Annotated in this window: 14 protein-coding genes and 1 pseudogene; 4 read left to right on the top strand and 11 right to left on the bottom strand. The window is 46.3% G+C overall.

The features are described from left to right. The coding region (locus ACJ751_RS29330) for a lipocalin-like domain-containing protein (protein ID WP_407749103.1) at positions 1-257 on the top strand (257 nt) is incomplete at its 5' end. A gap of 292 nt (positions 258-549) precedes the next feature. On the opposite strand, the gene ACJ751_RS29335 is transcribed toward ACJ751_RS29330, so the two are convergent. From ACJ751_RS29335 to ACJ751_RS29350, 4 genes are all read right to left on the bottom strand, one after another. Then, positions 550-1,341 (bottom strand): SDR family NAD(P)-dependent oxidoreductase, encoded by a 792-nt coding sequence (locus ACJ751_RS29335; protein ID WP_407749104.1) that lies wholly within the window; start codon positions 1,339-1,341, stop codon positions 550-552. Between the two features lie 235 nt (positions 1,342-1,576). Further along, positions 1,577-2,047, bottom strand: a complete 471-nt coding sequence (locus tag ACJ751_RS29340) for a RidA family protein (protein WP_407749105.1) — start codon at positions 2,045-2,047, stop codon at positions 1,577-1,579. A 93-nt stretch (positions 2,048-2,140) separates the two neighbouring features. Then, positions 2,141-2,704, bottom strand: a complete 564-nt coding sequence (locus ACJ751_RS29345; RefSeq protein WP_407749106.1) for a Crp/Fnr family transcriptional regulator — start codon at positions 2,702-2,704, stop codon at positions 2,141-2,143. 184 nt (positions 2,705-2,888) lie between these two features. Further along, a complete protein-coding gene (locus ACJ751_RS29350; protein ID WP_407749107.1) occupies positions 2,889-3,746 on the bottom strand; it encodes an alpha/beta fold hydrolase in 858 nt (285 codons plus the stop codon). Between the two features lie 239 nt (positions 3,747-3,985). Here ACJ751_RS29350 and ACJ751_RS29355 point away from each other — a divergent pair, with 239 nt between their 5' ends. Together ACJ751_RS29355 and ACJ751_RS29360 are read left to right on the top strand one after the other, a co-directional pair. Further along, the gene (locus tag ACJ751_RS29355; RefSeq protein ID WP_407749108.1) at positions 3,986-4,618 is read left to right on the top strand and encodes a TetR/AcrR family transcriptional regulator; all 633 of its coding nucleotides are present in this window, start codon (positions 3,986-3,988) and stop codon (positions 4,616-4,618) included. 118 nt (positions 4,619-4,736) lie between these two features. Next, positions 4,737-5,336 (top strand): GNAT family N-acetyltransferase, encoded by a 600-nt coding sequence (locus ACJ751_RS29360; RefSeq protein ID WP_407749109.1) that lies wholly within the window; start codon positions 4,737-4,739, stop codon positions 5,334-5,336. A gap of 147 nt (positions 5,337-5,483) precedes the next feature. Here the strand turns inward: ACJ751_RS29360 and ACJ751_RS29365 are convergent, their stop codons facing one another. The 3 genes from ACJ751_RS29365 to ACJ751_RS29375 all read right to left on the bottom strand — a co-directional run bounded on the left by ACJ751_RS29365 (position 5,484) and on the right by ACJ751_RS29375 (position 15,025). After that, positions 5,484-12,725 (bottom strand): LamG-like jellyroll fold domain-containing protein, encoded by a 7,242-nt coding sequence (locus ACJ751_RS29365; RefSeq protein WP_407749110.1) that lies wholly within the window; start codon positions 12,723-12,725, stop codon positions 5,484-5,486. Positions 12,726-12,881: 156 nt separating this feature from the next. After that, positions 12,882-13,577: a response regulator transcription factor gene (locus tag ACJ751_RS29370; protein ID WP_407749111.1), complete on the bottom strand. Its 696-nt coding sequence runs from the start codon at positions 13,575-13,577 to the stop codon at positions 12,882-12,884. Next, positions 13,574-15,025, bottom strand: coding sequence for a sensor histidine kinase (locus ACJ751_RS29375; RefSeq protein WP_407749112.1), 1,452 nt, complete (start codon positions 15,023-15,025; stop codon positions 13,574-13,576). The genes ACJ751_RS29370 and ACJ751_RS29375 overlap by 4 nt, the downstream gene beginning before the upstream one ends. A 113-nt stretch (positions 15,026-15,138) precedes the next feature. Between ACJ751_RS29375 and ACJ751_RS29380 the strand changes: the two genes are divergently transcribed. After that, positions 15,139-15,855, top strand: a complete 717-nt coding sequence (locus ACJ751_RS29380) for a basic secretory protein-like protein (protein ID WP_407749113.1) — start codon at positions 15,139-15,141, stop codon at positions 15,853-15,855. Between the two features lie 40 nt (positions 15,856-15,895). Here ACJ751_RS29380 and ACJ751_RS29385 read toward each other — a convergent pair whose 3' ends face one another. The 4 genes and pseudogenes from ACJ751_RS29385 to ACJ751_RS29400 all read right to left on the bottom strand — a co-directional run. After that, positions 15,896-16,864, bottom strand: coding sequence for a DUF5007 domain-containing protein (locus ACJ751_RS29385; RefSeq protein WP_407749114.1), 969 nt, complete (start codon positions 16,862-16,864; stop codon positions 15,896-15,898). Positions 16,865-16,887: 23 nt separating this feature from the next. Beyond that, positions 16,888-17,580 (bottom strand): hypothetical protein, encoded by a 693-nt coding sequence (locus tag ACJ751_RS29390; RefSeq protein ID WP_407749115.1) that lies wholly within the window; start codon positions 17,578-17,580, stop codon positions 16,888-16,890. A gap of 18 nt (positions 17,581-17,598) precedes the next feature. After that, the gene (locus tag ACJ751_RS29395) at positions 17,599-19,068 is read right to left on the bottom strand and encodes a RagB/SusD family nutrient uptake outer membrane protein (protein ID WP_407749116.1); all 1,470 of its coding nucleotides are present in this window, start codon (positions 19,066-19,068) and stop codon (positions 17,599-17,601) included. Between the two features lie 26 nt (positions 19,069-19,094). Next, positions 19,095-19,554, bottom strand: a pseudogene (locus ACJ751_RS29400) (SusC/RagA family TonB-linked outer membrane protein); the annotation flags it as partial.

Here is a 19,554-nt window from a genome sequence, read left to right on the forward strand (position 1 = left end):
ACAAAAATAAATGCACCCCGGAAGAAAGCGCTGCATTAGTGCAGGGCAGTAATTCACATTTTGGAAAATATGAGGTCAATGAGAAGAAAAGGACCATTACATTTATTATTGAACATGCTTTTTATCCAAACTGGGAAGGAACTGAGCAGGAACGCTTATATACATACACAGGCAATGAAATAAAGTATGTAGTAACACATACAACACAAGGCGGACAAAAAGTAATTGCAGAGGTCGCCTGGGGAAGAATAAAGTAATAGGCTATTTTTTATTATGCAAGTTACAGTTATGTATACAAACAACACAACCAAAGAAGATGATGGCAATATACTTGCAATAAGGCGGGCAAAGCAATTGCAGTCATCTGGCAAAAAACCTCTACTTTCCTGGTTGCGAAAAATATTCAGGCACTTTAAAATTGATCAGCGGGTTTTAAGACAAACACTTGAAATCACTTTTTGGAAATAGATAAAACGAGCCTTCAAATCAAACGATCTGAAGGTTCGTTTAATTATGAAGCGTGGCAACCTCTTTCCGAACCAGCAGATCCTAGTCGTCCAGGGCTCCCATGGTCAGATTGACGGTCGTTCCCATCATTATGCTTGCCTTATCGGAAGCCACAAAGGCCGCTACATTAGCCATCTCCGCGAGCGTCATGACGCGTTTGGAATGGGTCATGGCTGTTAGATAACCCGTGAACTGTTCCCAGGTTACGCCCGTTGTTTTGGCCCTACTTTCAAATATTTCCCTTATTGTCTCTGCCTCCGGCATGGCGAAGGGCTGCAGACCGACCACGCGGATGCCCTGAGGCGCCAGTTCAAGCGACAGGTAGCGGGTAAGCGCCTCCTTGGCAGCCTGTGACGGACCATACCCTCCGTTTGGTGTGCCTATTCTTGCGGGAGGCGCAGTTACGGTCATGATCACGCCGGATTTATTCGGTAGCATGCGTCTTGCCGCTAAACGCGCAGTCAGAAAATAGGAGGTGGTATAGCTCGTGATGGGCATGGAGAATTGTTTAAGATCCATATCAACCAGCGATGCCCCCAGATACCTGGTGGGCGAGTTCCCCATCGCATTGAACGAAATATCGATCCGGCCTGCCTTAGCCATTACAGACTGCAGATGCTTATCTATAGCCTGCTCATCAAGGGCATCCACCTCCGCCGCCTCGGCAACGCCGCCGGCAGATACGATGTCCCTGGTAACCGCTTCCACAGGCGCCAGGCGGCGCCCGGTAAGAAAAAGCCTGGCTCCTTCGCGTGCGAAAGCACGTGCGACAGCGCCACCGATTTCGCCGCCTGCCCCATAGATCACTGCTACTTTGTCTTTTAACTCATGCATTATTTAACTTTTTAATGTTTAGAAATTACGTGAATCCTTCACGCTGCATCACTAAGACGTTTGGAGTTAACGTTGCAGGACATTTTATTAATTGTTTCCATCAATAAATAAAAAGGGTAACCTTTTGAGCTCACCTGTGTCTAAAATTTAGAAACAGAGGAAGGGCTCCTGGAATCGTTCAAATGGGAGGGGAAGGGGGTAACTGCTTAGATGGGAGTAAACAGTTAAGGAAAATTTACTTGACTACGGTGGCCTCTAATTCAATTTTTAACGTTTCGAAAAGGCTTTTTACTTCAATCAGAGTAGTAGCCTGCTTTATACCGTGATTTTTTATCCATTCCTGAAAAATATCAAAGCAGGTGAAAAGCTCTGCCGATGAGGTTGTAAGTATATTTAATCTTACAATATTTTTACATTCATACCCCGCTTCACCGATCACTTTTTCAAGATTTTGTATGGCCTGAACTAATTGCGTTTTCATGTCGCTGGTACTTGATTTTCCATCAGCGCTTACTGCTGCCTGCCCTGAACAATAGAGTGTGCCTTCAGCATGTTTTACTTCAACGGCTTGCACATAACTGCGTTGATCCTGCCATTGCCAGGGATTGATAATTCTTTTTTCCATTTTACTTTGTTTTTTTGTTTGTGCCAATAAAGGTACAGTCGCTATTAAAGCTAACGCTAATATTTTTGCTGTTTTATTCATTATTGCAGTTTTAAAATCTATACTGCAAAGCTGCGAATAACGTAGCAATTTTTGCCGGGCATACATCACAATTTCAGCGTGATGTAGATCACATTAAGAGGATAATCTGCTTAAGGTCTCGCGCGAAACACCCAAATAGGAGGCCAGGAGGGTTTTGTTTACACGCTGAATAAGCGAGGGATACTGCATTAGCAATTGTTCGTACCGTTCTTGGGCACTGTTAGTAAGCAAAGAAATTATTCGCTGTTGAGATGCGATGTAACCCCAATACGATTTTGTAAGAAAGAAATGCTCCATCTTTGGAAGGCTGGCACATAGTTTCACATTGTCTTCCAACGAAAGGCAAAACACCGAGGTATCTTCAAGGCAGTCTAACGATATAGTAGCCTTTGCCTTGGTAAACCAGGCCTTGTAATCGCTTACCCACCAGTCTTCCATAGCAAAGTGCAATATATGTTCTTTATCATTGGCGTCGGTATATGACAACTTTAATAATCCGGAAACCACGAAATAAGAGTGGTTAACAGGGTCGCCTTCCTGTATCAGGAACTGGTGCTTTTTCACTTTTCTGAACGAAAAATGAGAGATAACAAACGCAAACTCATCATCAGTCAGCGGTATTATTTTTTCAATGTGTTCCCTTAGTTTTGCCTGCATTGCCGAGAAGGATATAAAAGCAAATATATGTAATTATACAAGGTGAGGTTGGATATGAATGTTCAGTAAATTCGAGCATAGCGCGAGGGGTGTGTTTATAAAAGGGCCGACCTTCTTTGTGGTTGCTGCACAATTGGGTCAGCCCTAAGCGTAGATCCATCTTCGATTGCCGGCGATCCGGTATTTAGAGATTTCCGTTTAAAAACAAGCGTACCTGTACCACAAAATGCTGGTGGAACTGGTATTGCGATCCGTGGTTGGAATCAGGATACAACAGCAGTTGCGCATCAGGCAGATGTTGTTGTAACAGATATGAATTGATGGTCGGGAAAATAATATCTTTCTTCCCTGTCACTACCAATACCGGGTGTGTGATTTTAGCCAGGTACTCAAAGGAGTCGGGCTTTTTCTTACCCCATTCAGAAATAGCCGCCAGCTGCGCAGGTACTACTTTATCGCTGATAGCAATATCCTTGTCTTCTTTGCGGGAACGTATCCTGTCAAGAAAAAGCTTGCCTGCTGTCTGACTGGTTTCTGTGGGAGCAAAAAAAGTATCCAACAGCAATTCATCCGGCTGAGCATAGGTTTTTTCGAATAGTGCCCATACTTCAGGTAAGAATGTTTCAAGGTCTTCCCCACCACGAGGACCCGAACCAACCAGTATAATCTTTCTAACCAGCCCAGGTCTGTCTAATGCTATCTGCTGCGCAACAAAACTACCCATAGAAAAGCCAAAAAGATCTACTTTTTTAAGTTCCAGCGCATCAATGAATGCTTCTGCGTCACGGGCAATTTCCGCAATGGTATGCGGCGGTTCGCCTTCAGAACTGGCAATACCCTTGTTATCGAAGATGATAATTTCCCTTTCCTGAGATAGCGGGTCAAGCACAGCCGGATCCCAGTTATCAAGAGTGCCGGTAAAATGCTGGAAAAAAACCAATGGTAAATGCCCACCTGTTTTCCCAAAGCGACGATAGGCAAATTTATTACCATTTACTTTTACGAATTGTGTAGGTGCTGTGTTATGTGTGTGATTGCTCATAATAAAATCGTTTGAATTGTAAGAAGATAAATACCTGTCACAGTTTGATCAGACTGAACCAGGCAGCAGCGGCATTGGCCGCGTGATAAAAGTTGATAATTCGTATCAGGCCATGAACGATGCGACAAAAGTATGATGAACATTCGTTCATTTTTTCAGCTTTTGTGCATTTTACAATATTATGACAAATATGAACGATCGTTCATTGTATTTTTGACTACAATCTAATTGGCGAAAACATGAAGAAGTCAGAAAAGACCCGGCAATTCATTATTGAGCAAACAGCCCCCATTTTCAATACTAAAGGCGTTGCCGCCACAGCGGTATCCGATGTGATGCAGGCGACCAATATGGCGAGAGGTGGACTATATGTACATTTTAAAGACCTGGAAGAACTATCACAATGTGCGGCAGAATGGAATTTGAAACAGTTTGTAGAGAAAACGAGCTCCGAGGCGGAGAAATATATTACTGCAAAAGCCAAATTTTTTGGAATGCTGGATTATCTCAGCGATCCGTTGAATCCACCGGTACTGGGCGGCTGTCCAATGATGAATTTCGGAATGGAAGCCGATGATACAAACCCGGTGATCCGGGAAATGGTAAAAGACACCATCTGCACTGTACAACAGGGCATGACCGACATATTAAAGCAGGGTGTAAAAAACGGCGAATTCAGGAAGACCTGGAATTATAAAGAATTTGCCCTGAAAGCATATGCAATGATCGAAGGCGGCATTCTTGTATCCAGGGTATCAAAGGATATATCACAGATGAAGCTGTTGGTAAAATTGCTAAAAAAGGAAATTGAAACAGAGGCAGTAGAGACTACTCAAAAGGTAATTAAGAAGAGTGTAAATAAAAGCAAATAAGGAAGCATCCATTTAGGCGATCAAGGGAATCACGGCCTCATACCGCTCTTATGCTGTTTTGAACAGCAGCCGCTCTGTGGCATTAAAACTTTTCTCTCCGATTTAAAATAAATTTTTAATGGGTCTGGAACTAATTGGCAAAAAGATCTCACTCGTCGGTTTAGAATCTGAACATTTAGATGCGTTAGCTACGTTTTCAACCGATCCGGAAATTTGGAAATTTTTATCCGTCTCTCTTAACAGCAAGGAAGATATTTACATTTGGTACGAACAGGCAAAGGCTGCAGAAAAGGAGGGAAAGGTGATACCTTTTGTTATAAGGGATAACAGGACCAGTGAAATTATAGGCAGCACCCGTCTTTTTGATGTAGATAACAGGCATAAAACGGCTGAAATAGGCTGGACCTGGCTCAATCCGAAATGCTTCGGGCAAAAGATTAATCTCGAAGCGAAGCTACTGCTGTTAACCTACTCCTTTGAAATGATGTGTCTAAATCGAGTTCAATTTAAAACAGATATAACCAATACCAGATCGCAGAAAGCACTTCAAAAAATAGGCGCAAAATTTGAAGGCATCTTACGAAACCATAAAATAAGAAGGGACGGATCACCTGGTAATTCAATGGTGTACAGTATTATTATTTCCGAGTGGCCGGAGGCAAAAAAAATGATAGCACTAAAATTGAGTGAAAACAGCGTAAATGGTGAGAATAACTAGTACTTTAATTACTATGATAGACTAAATATCCTCCCATGTATGAACAGAGAAGGATATTTTGAAAGGCCCTTTTAATATGAAAAGGCTGCCCCGATCCGGGACAGCCTTTTACATACAATTGGTTGTTAATGCTGTTGTTTTATAGCCTTATCGTTTAATTATCAGCTTTTCAGTTTTTGTTTCACCATTTGTAAGTATCCTCAGAAAGTAGATCCCTGTGGCGCAATTATCAAGGTTAACCGGTACGGTTTGTTTATCAACCGACAGCACGATTGATTGTTGCTGTAACAGTTTTCCGTTTACATCCATTACCATCATAGCTGCTTTGCCAGGTTTGAATCCTTCCAACTTAACAATAAACTGACCGGGAGATGGGTTCGGATATGCTACTATTGATATACCGGTTTGTGTTGCAGCACTTGTTACATCCATTCTTGCGCCGCATGCGCCCAAGTGATCTCCATGATCCAGATGTGTTTGAATGGCAGGCTGCGCCACACAAATAGTATGGTTGTTATGGCAAACAGTGACCTTGGTGCTGTCACCGCCGCATCTTACATCCAGTACGTTTATCACAATGGATGCAGTGGTTGTACAACCCTTCAGATCTGTTATTACCACTGTATAGGTGCCAGCCAGGTTAACAGGGATCGACGCGGTTGTTCCTCCTGTATTCCAGCGATAAGTGTACGGCGCTGTTCCACCTGCCGGTGAGGCAGTTATAGTAAGCGAAGTGGGACCATAACCCAGATAGATGGTATTCTTGATATCCACGGCCGGATTCATGGCATACACGTTGGGAATGGAGGCGCTGAGTGCCGGATTGACCGTTACTGCAGTAGTAGCGGTGCTTGCATTGCCATGCACATCCGTCACGGTCCAGGAAATGGTTGATTGCCCGGCGTTAAACGCTCCGCTGGCATCTGTGCCACTGCCGCTTCTGGAGGTGGCTCCGCTTACAGTATAACTTACAGCGGCTATACCACAGTTATCCGAAGCATTGAGTGCGGGCACTGAATAAGACCCGGAGGCGCTGTAGCAAAAAACCTGGCCCAAAGGAGCAATTAGCACGGGCAGTTGATCGTCTGTAACCATTACCTGCGCTGTTCCTGTATTTGAATGTCCATCTGCATCCGTTGCAGTAAGCGTTACTGTAACCGGTGCACCGATATCGGCGCAGGTGAAGTTGGTTTTATCCAGACTTATACTCAAATTACCTGAATAGCTCACTGATCCATTATCTACCTGTTGCGGCGTCACAACTGCATTTGCGCTTGTATCCAGCGACACCTGGATGTTCCGCGTTTTAACCGTTGGCAGTTGGTATACCACCAGCTGCATGGTATCCTTTGCTGAGCCAAGCGTGCCGGAAGCTGTAAGGATAACAGGGAATGATCCTGTTGCGTTCAAAATACCTGAGATCACTCCTGTACAGGTGTTCACACTTAATCCGTTCGGAAGACCGGCAGCACTGAAGTTGTTTGCATTGGCTGCCGGAATGGTATAACTGAACGTTGCTCCGTATAAACCGTTTTTCGTACCCGCCTTGCTTGTTATTTGCGGTACAGCAGCGAAAGGTATTCCATAAAATTCAACTTCAGCCACGTCTCCATATCCATTGTTTGGCGACAAATAACGAACATAGCGGTATGGCGCAGGGCTTGTGATCATTTGCTCCGTATAAACACCATCTACGGGCGTTGTAGTAATGGTAAACAGCGTTGTTGCTGTACTGAAACTGGCAACGTTTGAACCCTGGAAAACACCATTTACCATACGTGAACCGAAACCTGAACGGGGCGCATAACGAACTTTGTAAACGGCTTGTGTACTGTCTGCACCCAGATCATAACCCACCCATACACCGTTTGCCGTGGGGCCATCAAAATAAGTACTTAAGCTACCATCCACTGCGGCTGTTTTTGTTACAGCGGCGTTATTATTCCATGAACCAACCGTTCCAATAACTGTACCCGTTAGTTTCTTGCTTACTGAGGTTCCTACAGATGAATTAACACTTTCCCCATTGCTGTTGCTGGCTGATACCACGTAGAAGTAAGTAGCGCAGCCTGCAGCAACGGTATCGGTATAGTTGGCAGCAGTTGCAGTAGCAATAGTGGTGTAAGGCCCTGCCAGCGTATTTGCCCGCTTCACATTATAACTGGTGGCGCCGGCAGATGCAGTCCAGCTTACCACCGGACTGCCATTGCCTGCAGTAACCACCAGGTTGGTGGGCGCCAGCGGTGGAGCGTATTGACCGTATACGGTTTTGAGCTCGGCTGCACTCAGGGCTCTGTTATAGATCCTGAATTCATCTATGATCGAATTCAAATAAGGATCACTACTGAATTGAGATCTTCCGATATAATTCAGTGTAGTGGCGCCAAGGGCTGATGGCTTGTTGCTCATGCTGCTGTTGGTACCTACTGCCACGCCATCCACATAAAGCGTACCTACAGAACCTGATAAGGTAACGGCCACATGGTGCCAGGCGCCTGCCGGCAATGGTGACGTGCTGTTGATCTGTTGCTCAGTACCGCCATTCACCTTAATGGCATAGCGAATTACATTCGTATTGCTCAATGGCGATAAGAACATGTAGTTAGTGGTTCCGGTGCCAAAATCGAAAATTCTTGCCCATGTTGCACTGGCATTCAATTTCACCCAGCCGGCGATTGTGAAATCATTCAGCGTGCTCATAACCCCTGATGGAAGGGCTACATAGCCATTGCTGCCATTCAATTGAACCGCCTTGCCCTGAAGACCGCTTACCAAACTGGTTCCACCTGTAAGTGTACCATGCCGGGCGCCCCAGGAATCAATTGCTTTTGTGCCGGTGCTGTCGTTAAATTTCCAGTAACCCCATTGACCCAATTTAGGGGTAGCTGCAACAGGAGCGCTTTCCGGGTATTCTGTACTGCCGTCTATAGCTGTTACTGTATAATAGTAAGTAGTATTATTTGTAAGCAGTGAATCTGCATATCTTGCCGTAGTTGTATTACCGATAACGGTAAACGGCCCCGATAGTGATGTAGCACGTTTTACCTTGTAGGTGAGATTCAAGATGGAATTCCATTCTACCACCACTTTTGTATCCCCTTCCGCCACCATAATATTGCTGGTTACGTTGTTCAATACCACTAAACGAAGGGTGTCTGTTCCGGATAAGGTATCGTTCGCCGCAGTTACAATCACCTTGAAATTGCCATATACCGAAGGGGTGCCGGCTATTACCCCCGTTGTTGTGTCAACACTTAATCCGGCAGGCAATCCGGATGCATTAAAATGCGTAGGAGATTTAATACCGGTTATAGTGTATTGATACGGCCTTCCTACAAGAACAGTATCGGCTTTGGCGCTGGTTATGATCACTGTTGTGGTCCGGTCATCCAGCAGCACAACATCATTGCCATCTCCACCTTTATAAGTGATCCGGAAATCATAACTACCCGCTTTAAAGACACTCATTTCAGGCAGGTTCCTGAAAGTGCCTGATATAGCACCAGTGCCGGTATTTTCCAGGATAGTCATGTTGGTTCCCAATGCCAGGGCTCCGGTATCGATATCAGTAACAGACAATACAGGGTTACCAATCAGGCTAACGCCGGAAGCTTTCACTTTATCAGCAGTTCCCTTTTTGGTGCTTACTTCAATGTTATAGGTTGCATTGCCGTTCATGGTAAGGCCAGCAATTGTAAGCGTACCGATGCCGCCATCGCCAGGCGCCAGGTAAGCGTTTGCTGCGGTTCCTGTACCAATGGTGGCTGAAGCCTGGCTGAGACCCGTACCACCGAATGTGCCGCTGCTGTCTACAACCGGGCTGGCAAATGCGCCATTGGTTGAGCTGTTGATTAGCAGGAATGCACCTTTCCTGATAGTGGTAGTACCCGAATAAGTATGATTACCGTAGAATTTGAGTGTACCGGTACCAACTTTTTCCACAAGGAAGTATTTATCGATCGTGCCACCGAAAGTAGTGCTTGTATTCAGGGCGCCGATACTGATAACCGGTGAGCCCCCATAGTCGTTTCTGATATAACCTCTTCCAGACAGGTCGCCGAAGTTCAGGGTACCTGTACCGAAAATGACACCGATGCAATCAATACCATTGGCATCGAGAAGCCAGTGAGCATTGGCGCTACCAGCTTCAGGTACCTGGAAGCGAACCCTGTTTCTTCCGCTGCGAAGTGCCGCTACAAATGTTCCGGTAAATCCGCTGTTATCACCATACAGATTGATGCCCGGATAATCATTACCATCTTCCCACAATGTGCCATTTCCTGTGATGCGGCCGTAAATATTTATAGCATTGGTGCTTTGGGTAAGATAACTGCGTTTTCCGTCAACAACTTCAATATCGTTATATATCGTGGCCGTACTATCACCAGAATATAAAGTTCCTCCGTTCATAATGATCTTACCGGTTCCCAATGCACCAAATGCAGGCACACCTGATGTTCCTGTACCATTACCAGCAATAGCAACAGAACCATTAAGAATTGTATTGCCCGAGTAAGTATTTTTTCCAGACATATGAAGAATGCCACTGCCATTTTTTGTCAAACCTCCCGAACCACTTAGCGTTCCTGTGTATTTAATGGTTGAAGAAGCAGTTACATTCACCTGGTCATTTATAGTGATAGGTGTTGATATTGTTTGTGTATAAGAAGAGTTGTTAACCAGTTCAGTCTTCAGCGTAAAATTGTTACCGTTAATGGTATAACCACTCGCAGCGGTATCAAATAACATTCTTGAAACCTGCAGACCTGCCAGGTCATTTGTCAAAACACTATCGGTAGTGCTCCTGAAAGTTATGATAGCAGGGCTTTGGGGTACATTATTGTTAACCCAGTTACCCGCTTCGCTCCATATTTCAGTAGCAGGATCAGCGCTCCAGGTAGATGAGTTAGAACCGGGCACACCAAAAGATTCTGATGAATTGGCGCTTTCCAAACTGCTACCCATAGCTGAAACAACATAGTAATAACCGGTGCCGTTGGTAACATTTACATCGGAATAACTGTTTGAAGCCACCTGTGCTATGACCATGTAAGGTCCACCTGTGGTAAGCGAACGTTTTACTTTATAGGTAACCGCACCGTAAGCTGTATCCCAGGTCAGGTCTAACTGCCCGTTTTTATTTGTAACAATAGGTTTACCCGGAATAGCCGGTGGCACAGCCGCAAATACTTCATTGGATATAGCGCTCTCCTTATTGCCGGTAAGGGCTGTCACTACATAATAATTGTTCACTTCCGGAGCAGGTGTTGCGTCTGTAAAGTCAGTGTTGGTAACGCCGGTTTGTATTGTTGTATATGGTCCGCCGGAAGTCAGGGATCGCTTAACAGAATAACCGGTAGCATTAGCAGATGCAGACCAGGTAAGTTTAATTTGAGTGGCATTCACTACCAATGCAGCCAATGAAGCGGGTACCGGAGGAGCGTCACTATTGATCACATTCAGCATTAAAGTAGCTGTTCCCGTTCCGTTGGCATTTGTTGCACTGATTGTTACCTCACTTTGCCCTATTGCAGCAGGTGTTCCTGAAATAACGCCTGTTGCTGCGTCAATGCTTAAACCTGTAGGCAAGCCGCTGGCGCTGTACGTAGCGGAAGGGCCGTTTGCAGTAATTGAATAATTAAATGGAGAACCAATTGTTGCCGAAGCCGAAGTAGCACTGGTGATCTCAGGAACACCTGCAGGTGCAGCCTGGCTGAAACCCACATTGGTAAAAACGGCTGTATTCAGCGCCGAAGTATTGTTTGAAATAGTGTAGAAACCATAATAGAGATCAGTGGGATACCCGCTGTCGGAATAAAAACAATTAAGACCGGTCCAGTTCACACCATCCTGGGAATGATAGGTAAAGATGCGATTGCCTACACGCTCGATCTTCAACCACCAGGGGGCCTTTGGCTGGTAGTGCCGGCCAACACCACCGGTAGCTGCCAGGTAAATGTCCCAAAAAGAAGCACCAGGGGCCAGCGATTGCCTGATCATTACACCACAGCCCGCCGAACTTAGCAACATGCTGTTCACTTTTACCACCAGGCCGGCATCACCGCTTATCTTCTTAAAATTAAAATTAAATGCACTACTTGTTGAGTTGCCCGCTGCGTTTACAGTCCACACACCGTTGTTATAAGTAGCACTACCGGCAATGCCGGGGCTGCCAATATCAACATTAGTAAGATTGGTTACCGGCTGCACGTGATCGGCTGGATAATAAACCGGAGTCAGCACCGTAGCTGTAGAAGTATCGGAAGATTTCAGGTAAAGAAAATCGCCACCTGCCCCGCCCACTGCTGCCCGCATCTTATCAGTATATGGGGTAGGAATGCCTTTGCGAAGTGCATAAGCTCCCTGGATAATGTTCGTCATGTCGCCCCTGACGTAGCCGGGTGCAATTCCCCAGTTGGTCCAAAAAGAAGCATAACCACCAAACGGAATAAAGGTCATGGTGTCGCCTTCAAAGGCAAATTTATGATAGAGTTCGCCAATGGCCAGCACCCGCTTGTCCAGTTCCGCAAACATGTCAATACCCTGTTTATAGGCAACTTCAGCCCCCCAGGCCAAAGCGGCGGCCTGTACCCGCCAGTGATCATCACGACCTGCATCGCCTACCTCGCCATTAGGCAGCGAGTTGCGCATCCCACCACCGGCATCCATCCGGTACACATCAATAGCCTGATTAAATCGTACGCGGTCGTCGCAAAAAGCAGCCGCAGCCAGCGCTATTTTCAACTGCAGGGCGCCTTTGTTGGCATCGCGCAGTTGATAGGGGACCGAGGAAGTAGGGTAGAGTACATTGGCAAAATAATTTTTCACATGCACTGTATTGGAATCACTCCAACCCGGGAAGGTGCTTTTCAAAACATCAGCGGCAGTAGCCCAATATTGGGCATAATCACCAATGTCGAGCATGGATTCGTTACCGCCCCAAAGATTGTTGGTCACGGCCCAGGCATCGAGCATATTTGTTGCCTTGCGGGCATAAGACGAGTCGCCGGTAAACCACCACATGAAAGTCAGGTGATGAATGGCCGTCATGTCTTCAATCCATGCAGTGTTGTTCAAATTCGGAGCACGGGTTACGGTAGCAAAAGGCCCTTTCATTCCATAAGAAAGCTGGGAATGCGCATCACCTTTAAAGCTATTATAAGCGGAAAGCCAGGGCTCATTTGTAATGTTCACTTTCAACTGGTCCAGGTCATACCTGGTAAAGGGTATTCCCGGATGCGTGAGGCGTTGGGCATGTACATTGGTACAAACCAACAGGGTAAAAAAAATGGTTACCCATAAACAGTTCAGCATTTTGGTAAAAGATCTCTGGGAATGCAGGTGCATAGGTTGCACCCACAGCGTTTTGGTTGGCAGGCAGAATTTCATGATCGTTATTTTCCAGGATGATAAATGACTAATGGCAATTTAGCCGGGTGAAAATTAGCTGACTTCAGAAAAAGATCCGGGGGTTGTACAAATCAAAAAAGGGGGGTGAAGTTGTAATTTGAGAATAAAATCCCGGATCGGATCGGGGTTAGGAGACTACTCCTGCACCCTGAAGATAAACCCCACGCCATATACATTCTCGATCCGGATGCAGTTGGAGTTGTTCAGGTGTTTTCGCAGTCGGGAAATAAACACGTCCAGGCTTCGGCCCAGAAAATAATCGTTCTTGCCCCAGAGTTGTACCAGGATGTTTTCCCGGCGCAGGATCTTGTTCTCATGTTCAAAAAGATAGAGGAGTAGTTCTGCCTCACGGGGCGTGAGGATAATGTCATTGCTGTGTTTGATAGACAGCCGGAGGGAATCTTTATTGAACTCTACATCGCCACGGGTAATAACAGGCCGTTGAGGCGATTCGGTAGCAGCATAGCGGCGAATGATGTTCTTTATACGAAGCACCAGTTCATCCACATCAAAGGGTTTTGAAATGTAATCATCCGCGCCAATCTTCAGGCCATACAAACGATCTGCCTTTTCATTACGCGCCGTGAGAAAGAGAAAGGGAATCTGAATGCCGGCTTCAAAGATCCGGTTGGCCAGTTCAAAGCCATCCATTACGGGCATGGAAACATCAATAATGATCAGTTGATAAGAGGAATGAGACTGTTGCAACTGGTCAAACGCCAGCTTACCATTCTTTGTCCAATCTACCTCAAAGCCAACAATCTCCAGGTACTGTTTAACCACATTGCCCAGATCAATTTCATCCTCAACCAATAAAATCTTTGCACTCATAGGAGGGTCTTTTGTTCCAATAAGGGTATACTGATTGTAAAGGTGCTGCCTGTTCCTTCTTCACTCTGGAGATCCAGCTTCCATTTGTGCGAGTCTATAGCCTGGTTCACATAGAATAGTCCCAATCCCAGTCCCTTCACCCGGTTATGAACACCGCTGCCGCCCCGGTAAAACTTATCAAAAATATGCTTTCTAATTTCTTTGTTGATACCAATGCCATTGTCCGCTATTTTAATGTGCAGGACTTTTTTATCGCTGGATGTGGTGACAATGATCTGCTTGGATTCTCTGGTATTGTATTTTACCGCATTGTCAAAAATATTCAGCATTATGGTAGTGAACCAGAAAGGATCAAGCAAAACAACGTCCCGTGTAGCATTTTTGTTTAAGGTCAGGGTGACCTCAGATTCAGACTCTGTTGCATTGAGCCGGTAATCCAGCAACAGTTCATCCAGCAGATGGTGCACAGAGCTGCGCTCTACGTGCAGGGACAATTTGTTCATGGTGGTAATACCCAGCGTTTGGCTGATCAGCGTTTTGAGCCGTTCGGCCTGCCGCAGTACTACTTCAGTAAGTGAGAGGAGGCTGTCTTTGTTAGACAGGATCTTGTCGTTCTGCATGGTCCGGTTGGCCACAATGATGGCGGACAGCGGCGTATGAAATTCATGCGTGATGCTGTTGATGAAATCTGATTTCATCTCTGACAGTTTCTTTTGCCGGATCCAGTTCCGGAAGGTTACAAAGTTCAGGATGACCACGCCGCCTACTGAGAGGAGGGAGAGCAGAAAGGTGGGCATCATGAGCCGGAGAATGGTTTGTTTGCGGTCATACGTGTCCACATACAGGCTGAAGGAGATGCTGTAGGTGTTATCTGTACTGCTGCTGACCGTTACATGCCTGGCCAGGGTATTGGGCTCCAGGTTGTCCAGTGTACCGGCTATGCGGATCCCTGCCTTTGTTTGGATCTGCGGATCAATCCACTCGTTATGACCGTCCTGATGGTAGAGCGGCACATAATGGTCCCGCTGGAAAGCTATTTCAATAAACTCAATGGTAGACGCGTACCGTAGCTTTCTGTCCAGGTGGTTGCGCTGCATGATGGCTTCCATCAGGCTGTCAATATTGTTGGCTTTACGCAGGTCACGGAAAGCGCTGTCACAAACCTGTTGGCCAAGTTTATTGAACGCCTGTTTGTCCGTTTTATACAGGGCTTCCAGCCGCGGCAGGTTCCCCATTACATAGTTATCCAGTATATTGGCGCCACCCGGCATGACCTTGTCATTTTTGATGGCCCCCAGGTACTCATCCGTAATAATGCGTTTTTCTGCAAAGAGGTAATGGTTGTTTTTTAATTCATAGGTGTTGTACAGGAGAAAGAATTGTACACAGGTCAGTGTGAGGGCACTGGCAATGGCAATGATCCTGTGCAAAGAGGTGGTATACTTCAAGCAATGCTGGTTTTGATTGTAATTTAATTTCCATTAACACTGTGTTTGAAGTCTGTTGACAACATTCCGGCCTGACCATAAATATCTTCACAACTTCATCCAAAACTTCAACAATGAACTCAACATTAACAGCGGTAATGATGGCCGGCCTGGCATTGGGCTCCGCACTGCCAGCCTGGGCTTCCGGCCACAGCCCAAACGGCTACCAGGCGCCTGCTGCGGATACCATTACCCGGGAAGGGTATACGCTGGTATTCATTAACCGGCAGCCTGATTTTGACACCACTACCCGGCAACGTATGATTGACGCATTTTTTACCGTTTACCCTAAAGAAGCTAACCGGTTTAATACCCACACAGCCAAAAAAGTAGTCTTTACTATTGATCCTGACTATGATGGCGTTGCAGCAACCGGCAACGATACCGTGCGTTATAATCCCAAATGGCTGAAAGCCCATCCGGAAGATATTGATGTGGTCACCCATGAGGCCATGCACATTGTTCAGGCCTATACACATCCTGTTCCCGGATGGCTTACAGAGGGTATTGCTGATTATGTGCGTTATGTATTTGGTGTCAACAACCAGAAGGGAAACTGGCGCTTACCAGACCTCAAGCCCGGCCAAAACTATACCAATGCTTACCGTATAACAGCCCGCTTCCTGGTATGGATGGAAAAGAATTATCCCGGTACAGTTGACAGCCTGGATAAGGCGGCCCGGGAAGGAAAATATACGTCCCGGATCTGGACTACACTAACCAGCAAAACAGTTGATGAGCTCTGGCAGGCATACACCCAAAATCCTCAACTGGAGTTGACCTATCGCTAACACCACGAACAACTACTACATGATCAGGCAAGGGATCCGATTATATCGGGTCCCTTGTTACTTTAGGTAAGTGAATGGTAACTAAATAAGTGCCACCCTGCCACAAACGGAATGTAAACCTTGGGTTCACACTGTATGTTCTGGTGCCGGCTGGTGTAATACCCGGGTCTATCCTGGCTATGTTGCTGGGAATGCGATAATAGATGGTATAGCCCTGTTTGCCCTGGATAATAGGGAATGGCGTCAATTCAAAATCACAGATCAGGGCTGTGTCTGTAACTGTCAGCGGATGGAAACGGGCAAAGGTGCGGAAGCTGCTTCTGTCCCCCCGTTCAATATATTCATTATTAGATGGCTTAAAGGGGGTGCCGTTCTGGTCTTCAACCTTCAGCATGACCCGGTAACCATTGGTAGAGAGTCGTTCAATTTTCATTTGCGGTGTGCCGATGTCCCCGCTGGTAGTGGTACCATCCTGGAACCAGGCACAGGCGGCGCCGTCATTCTCATAAGACAGACCATCATACAATGTAAACCGGCCAACATCTTTATAGATCCTGCTGCCGGATTCATTGGTAGCCTTAACATCATAGGTGTAGGTACCTAGTGGTACACTGTCTGTAGTATTGTAAAATGTAAAGGCGCCGGTGTGTACGTTGAAATCAAAACAGGGTTCATTAACCAGTTTTCTAACGGAATTCAACAGATCAATGGTGCTGTCAATAGCGGGATCAAACTGGCTGATGAATGCATACCGCTGGTGATTGGCATAAAGGGCATCCGCATGTTTGCCGGTGGCGGAATCCCGAATGTCCAGCAGTTCATAGGTCACAGGGGCGCTGGAGCCATCTGCATCTACCGGGTTGGTTTCAGTTACAATACCCCTGGCTATCTGAATGGGGTTGTCAGTATACCGGATCTGCTGGCTTAAATAGCCATGTGTAACTTTCTGGCAGGAGTTGGTGACCAGGCCTGCCAGAAGAACTAATCCTATATATTGATGAATCTTCATGATTGATTGTGTTTGATTGGAGATTAGTGATTGTCATCATAAAAGTTGAACATATGTGAATTGCCCAGTACGTGCAGCACCCCTGTGGTGGTAAGAATACCAGTGGTCTGACAAAGGTTTTCCAGCCGCTGCTCATCCACTACGGATCCCAGCTGGGTGGAATCTGTTGGTACCGGATGACCGGGTATTGCAATGATCTTGGTGAAATAAATGTATTGCGGTTCTGTAGTGAATACATTCTGATTGGTGTAATCGGTAGTAGGGATCAGCTGCATTAACCTGTATTCACCATTACGCGATTGCCGCCATAAACCATTCCTGGTAATATTGTCCCGTGTGAACCGGTCTGCAAACATATAGCTGCGCAGGGAGTCTTTCAGGGCTGCCAGGTTCAGTGAATCAAAAGTGTAGGGCATGTTCTCATCATTCCTTATGATGCGCAGGTCGGCCCCTTTGGCTTCTACATATCTGCGGATGGAATAATTGGTAAAGGCAAAGAAGGTACCCGCCTGGTTGAGCTCATCCTTCAGACCCGTTTTGTCAATCATCATCACCAGCGTATCAAACAAATGGTTGGTCTTAAGATAGTCATAGGTGCTCATATTCACCTGCGCCACAAAGGTGCTGCCACCAATGGTATAGGATTTCTTGCAGGCAAAGGTGGCCAGTAACAGAAGGGCCGAAGCCGCTGTTAATATTTTTATCTTCGGTGTCATACTAATCAGTTTTATTGGTTAAAGCTTGCCTTGCCAGTATTTGGTTTGCACCAATGTAAAGTCATCCTTGAACATGGACGGATCTATGGGCCATACCCAGCCGCCATTGTAATACTGATCCGGGCTGAAATTCTCATTGTAGTCAAGCAACAGCCCCGTGCGGATCAGATCATAATAGGCCTGGCCTTCAAAGAACAGTTCCCGCAATCTTTCTTCCAGTATTTCCCTGCCCATGTCTGTACCACCGGCGCCTGTATAGTCTGCAATACCTGCCCGTTCTTTAACAGCGTTTAACAATGGCAGTGCTTCTCCATCCCGGCCCAGTTTATTGAGCGCTTCTGCCCGCAGCAATAGGATATCCGGCAGCCTGAAAATATTCAGGTTATTGGACTGCCGCGGATCACTTTGAGAGGAGCCGTCAGCATAGTAAATATTTGAGTATTTAATGGTCTGCCCCTGGTTGCTGGTATAGGCCTGGTAAAAGAATTTGGCATAACGGATGTCAGCAGTATCAGTATAAAGGTTTATTACATAATCATGATTGATGGGCCAGTTCAGGCTGCTCTGCTTGGCAATAAAGGGCTTGGCCAGGGTAGGCAGATAACCGCCGCCATTAACGGCCGTAGCAATGCCTTCACTTTGACCGTAGTTAACGTTGATCTCAAAAATGCCTTCCCGTGATTTGCCAATAAATACCTGTGCATAGTGTGCGGAGTCTTCCAACTGGTAACCACCCTGTCTGATAAGCGTATCGGCTGTTTTTTCACAGGCGCTGTAGTCATGCTTCCAGGCCTGGATATGCGCTCTGAGGGCCAGGACGCTGCCTCTGTTGGCGCGGACTGCCCTTTGACTGAGATCTGCATAGCCAAACACCAGGTTGCTTTCTGCTGTCAGGCAATCTTCCAGGCATTGCGCCCATACGGTGGTTGCCGGTGAGCGGGGAATAGTTTGCGCCTGGCTAACATCCAGGTCCGGCGCCAGCTTCAGCGGTACATCTCCCCAGATGCGGCTCATATAGAAATAAACATAAGCGCGGAGAAAATAAGCCTCTCCAATGATCTGGTTCTTAAGATCCGGATTGGTAAAAGCTGAAACGGGTATCTCCGGCACCCTGGCTATGATCAGGTTAACCTGCTGGAGCACCTGGTAATAATTCTGCCAGTTCCATTCCCAGGGTCCCACGTTCGATCCAATGAACTGACCATTGCAAATGGGTTGATTAAAGGCATCCAGGCCGGCGTCAACACTGTATTCGCCGGAAGGCAGATCTCCATATACATGCCAGGAATAGTTGTTCAGCAATACACTCCTCAGCAAGGCATAGGCGCCTGCAATGGCTGTATTGGCATCCTGACCGGTTTTAAAATAAGCATCTGTAAAGGTGGCGTTGTGTGGTTGCAGGTCCAGGATCTTTTTACAGGAGCTGCTGCCAAGCAGGACCAATAAAAATACCGCAACCAGTTTTCTATTTATATAAGCGTTTTGCATGTTGATGACTTTGAAGTGACGGATGATCATAAGCTCATATCAAGACCTAAAGTGAATTTCTTGGGAATGGGATAACCACTTCCGTTATAGATGCCAAAAGGATCTACCTGTTCGGCATCCGGCGCCAGCGCCTTTTGGAAAATATGCAGGTTGTCTACCATGCCATATACCCTCAGCCTGCCCAGGTGCAGACGCTGCAACACAGAAGGGTTGAATACATAGGACAGGGTCATGGTCTTGATCCGCATATAATCCCCATTCTCCACCCATTGGGAGCTTACTGCGGCATATTTGTAACGGGTGCCCAGGAAGGAGCTGAGTGAAGGGTAGGTAGCATTATCCCCCGGGTTCCGCCAGTAGTTAATATCACTCAGGTCAGGAAGGGCATTGCGGGAAATGGCATGCAAAGGATTGTTATCGTTATCATCCGTAGGCACCAGACCGGAAAGCCTGCCCGCCAGGTAGTCATTATAGATCTGCCTGCCA

The sequence above is a fragment of the Niastella sp. genome, from assembly GCF_045805085.1.
Lineage (GTDB): Bacteria > Bacteroidota > Bacteroidia > Chitinophagales > Chitinophagaceae > Niastella.

What these genes read in the sequence shown, in the direction of transcription:
- ACJ751_RS29335 (WP_407749104.1), bottom strand. Translation starts at nt 1,341, where the DNA reads ATGCATGAGTTAAAAGACAAAGTAGCAGTGATCTATGGGGCAGGCGGC.
- ACJ751_RS29340 (WP_407749105.1), bottom strand. Translation starts at nt 2,047, where the DNA reads ATGAATAAAACAGCAAAAATATTAGCGTTAGCTTTAATAGCGACTGTA.
- ACJ751_RS29345 (WP_407749106.1), bottom strand. Translation starts at nt 2,704, where the DNA reads ATGCAGGCAAAACTAAGGGAACACATTGAAAAAATAATACCGCTGACT.
- ACJ751_RS29350 (WP_407749107.1), bottom strand. Translation starts at nt 3,746, where the DNA reads ATGAGCAATCACACACATAACACAGCACCTACACAATTCGTAAAAGTA.
- ACJ751_RS29355 (WP_407749108.1), top strand. Translation starts at nt 3,986, where the DNA reads ATGAAGAAGTCAGAAAAGACCCGGCAATTCATTATTGAGCAAACAGCC.
- ACJ751_RS29360 (WP_407749109.1), top strand. Translation starts at nt 4,737, where the DNA reads ATGGGTCTGGAACTAATTGGCAAAAAGATCTCACTCGTCGGTTTAGAA.
- ACJ751_RS29365 (WP_407749110.1), bottom strand. Translation starts at nt 12,725, where the DNA reads ATGAAATTCTGCCTGCCAACCAAAACGCTGTGGGTGCAACCTATGCAC.
- ACJ751_RS29370 (WP_407749111.1), bottom strand. Translation starts at nt 13,577, where the DNA reads ATGAGTGCAAAGATTTTATTGGTTGAGGATGAAATTGATCTGGGCAAT.
- ACJ751_RS29380 (WP_407749113.1), top strand. Translation starts at nt 15,139, where the DNA reads ATGAACTCAACATTAACAGCGGTAATGATGGCCGGCCTGGCATTGGGC.
- ACJ751_RS29385 (WP_407749114.1), bottom strand. Translation starts at nt 16,864, where the DNA reads ATGAAGATTCATCAATATATAGGATTAGTTCTTCTGGCAGGCCTGGTC.
- ACJ751_RS29390 (WP_407749115.1), bottom strand. Translation starts at nt 17,580, where the DNA reads ATGACACCGAAGATAAAAATATTAACAGCGGCTTCGGCCCTTCTGTTA.
- ACJ751_RS29395 (WP_407749116.1), bottom strand. Translation starts at nt 19,068, where the DNA reads ATGCAAAACGCTTATATAAATAGAAAACTGGTTGCGGTATTTTTATTG.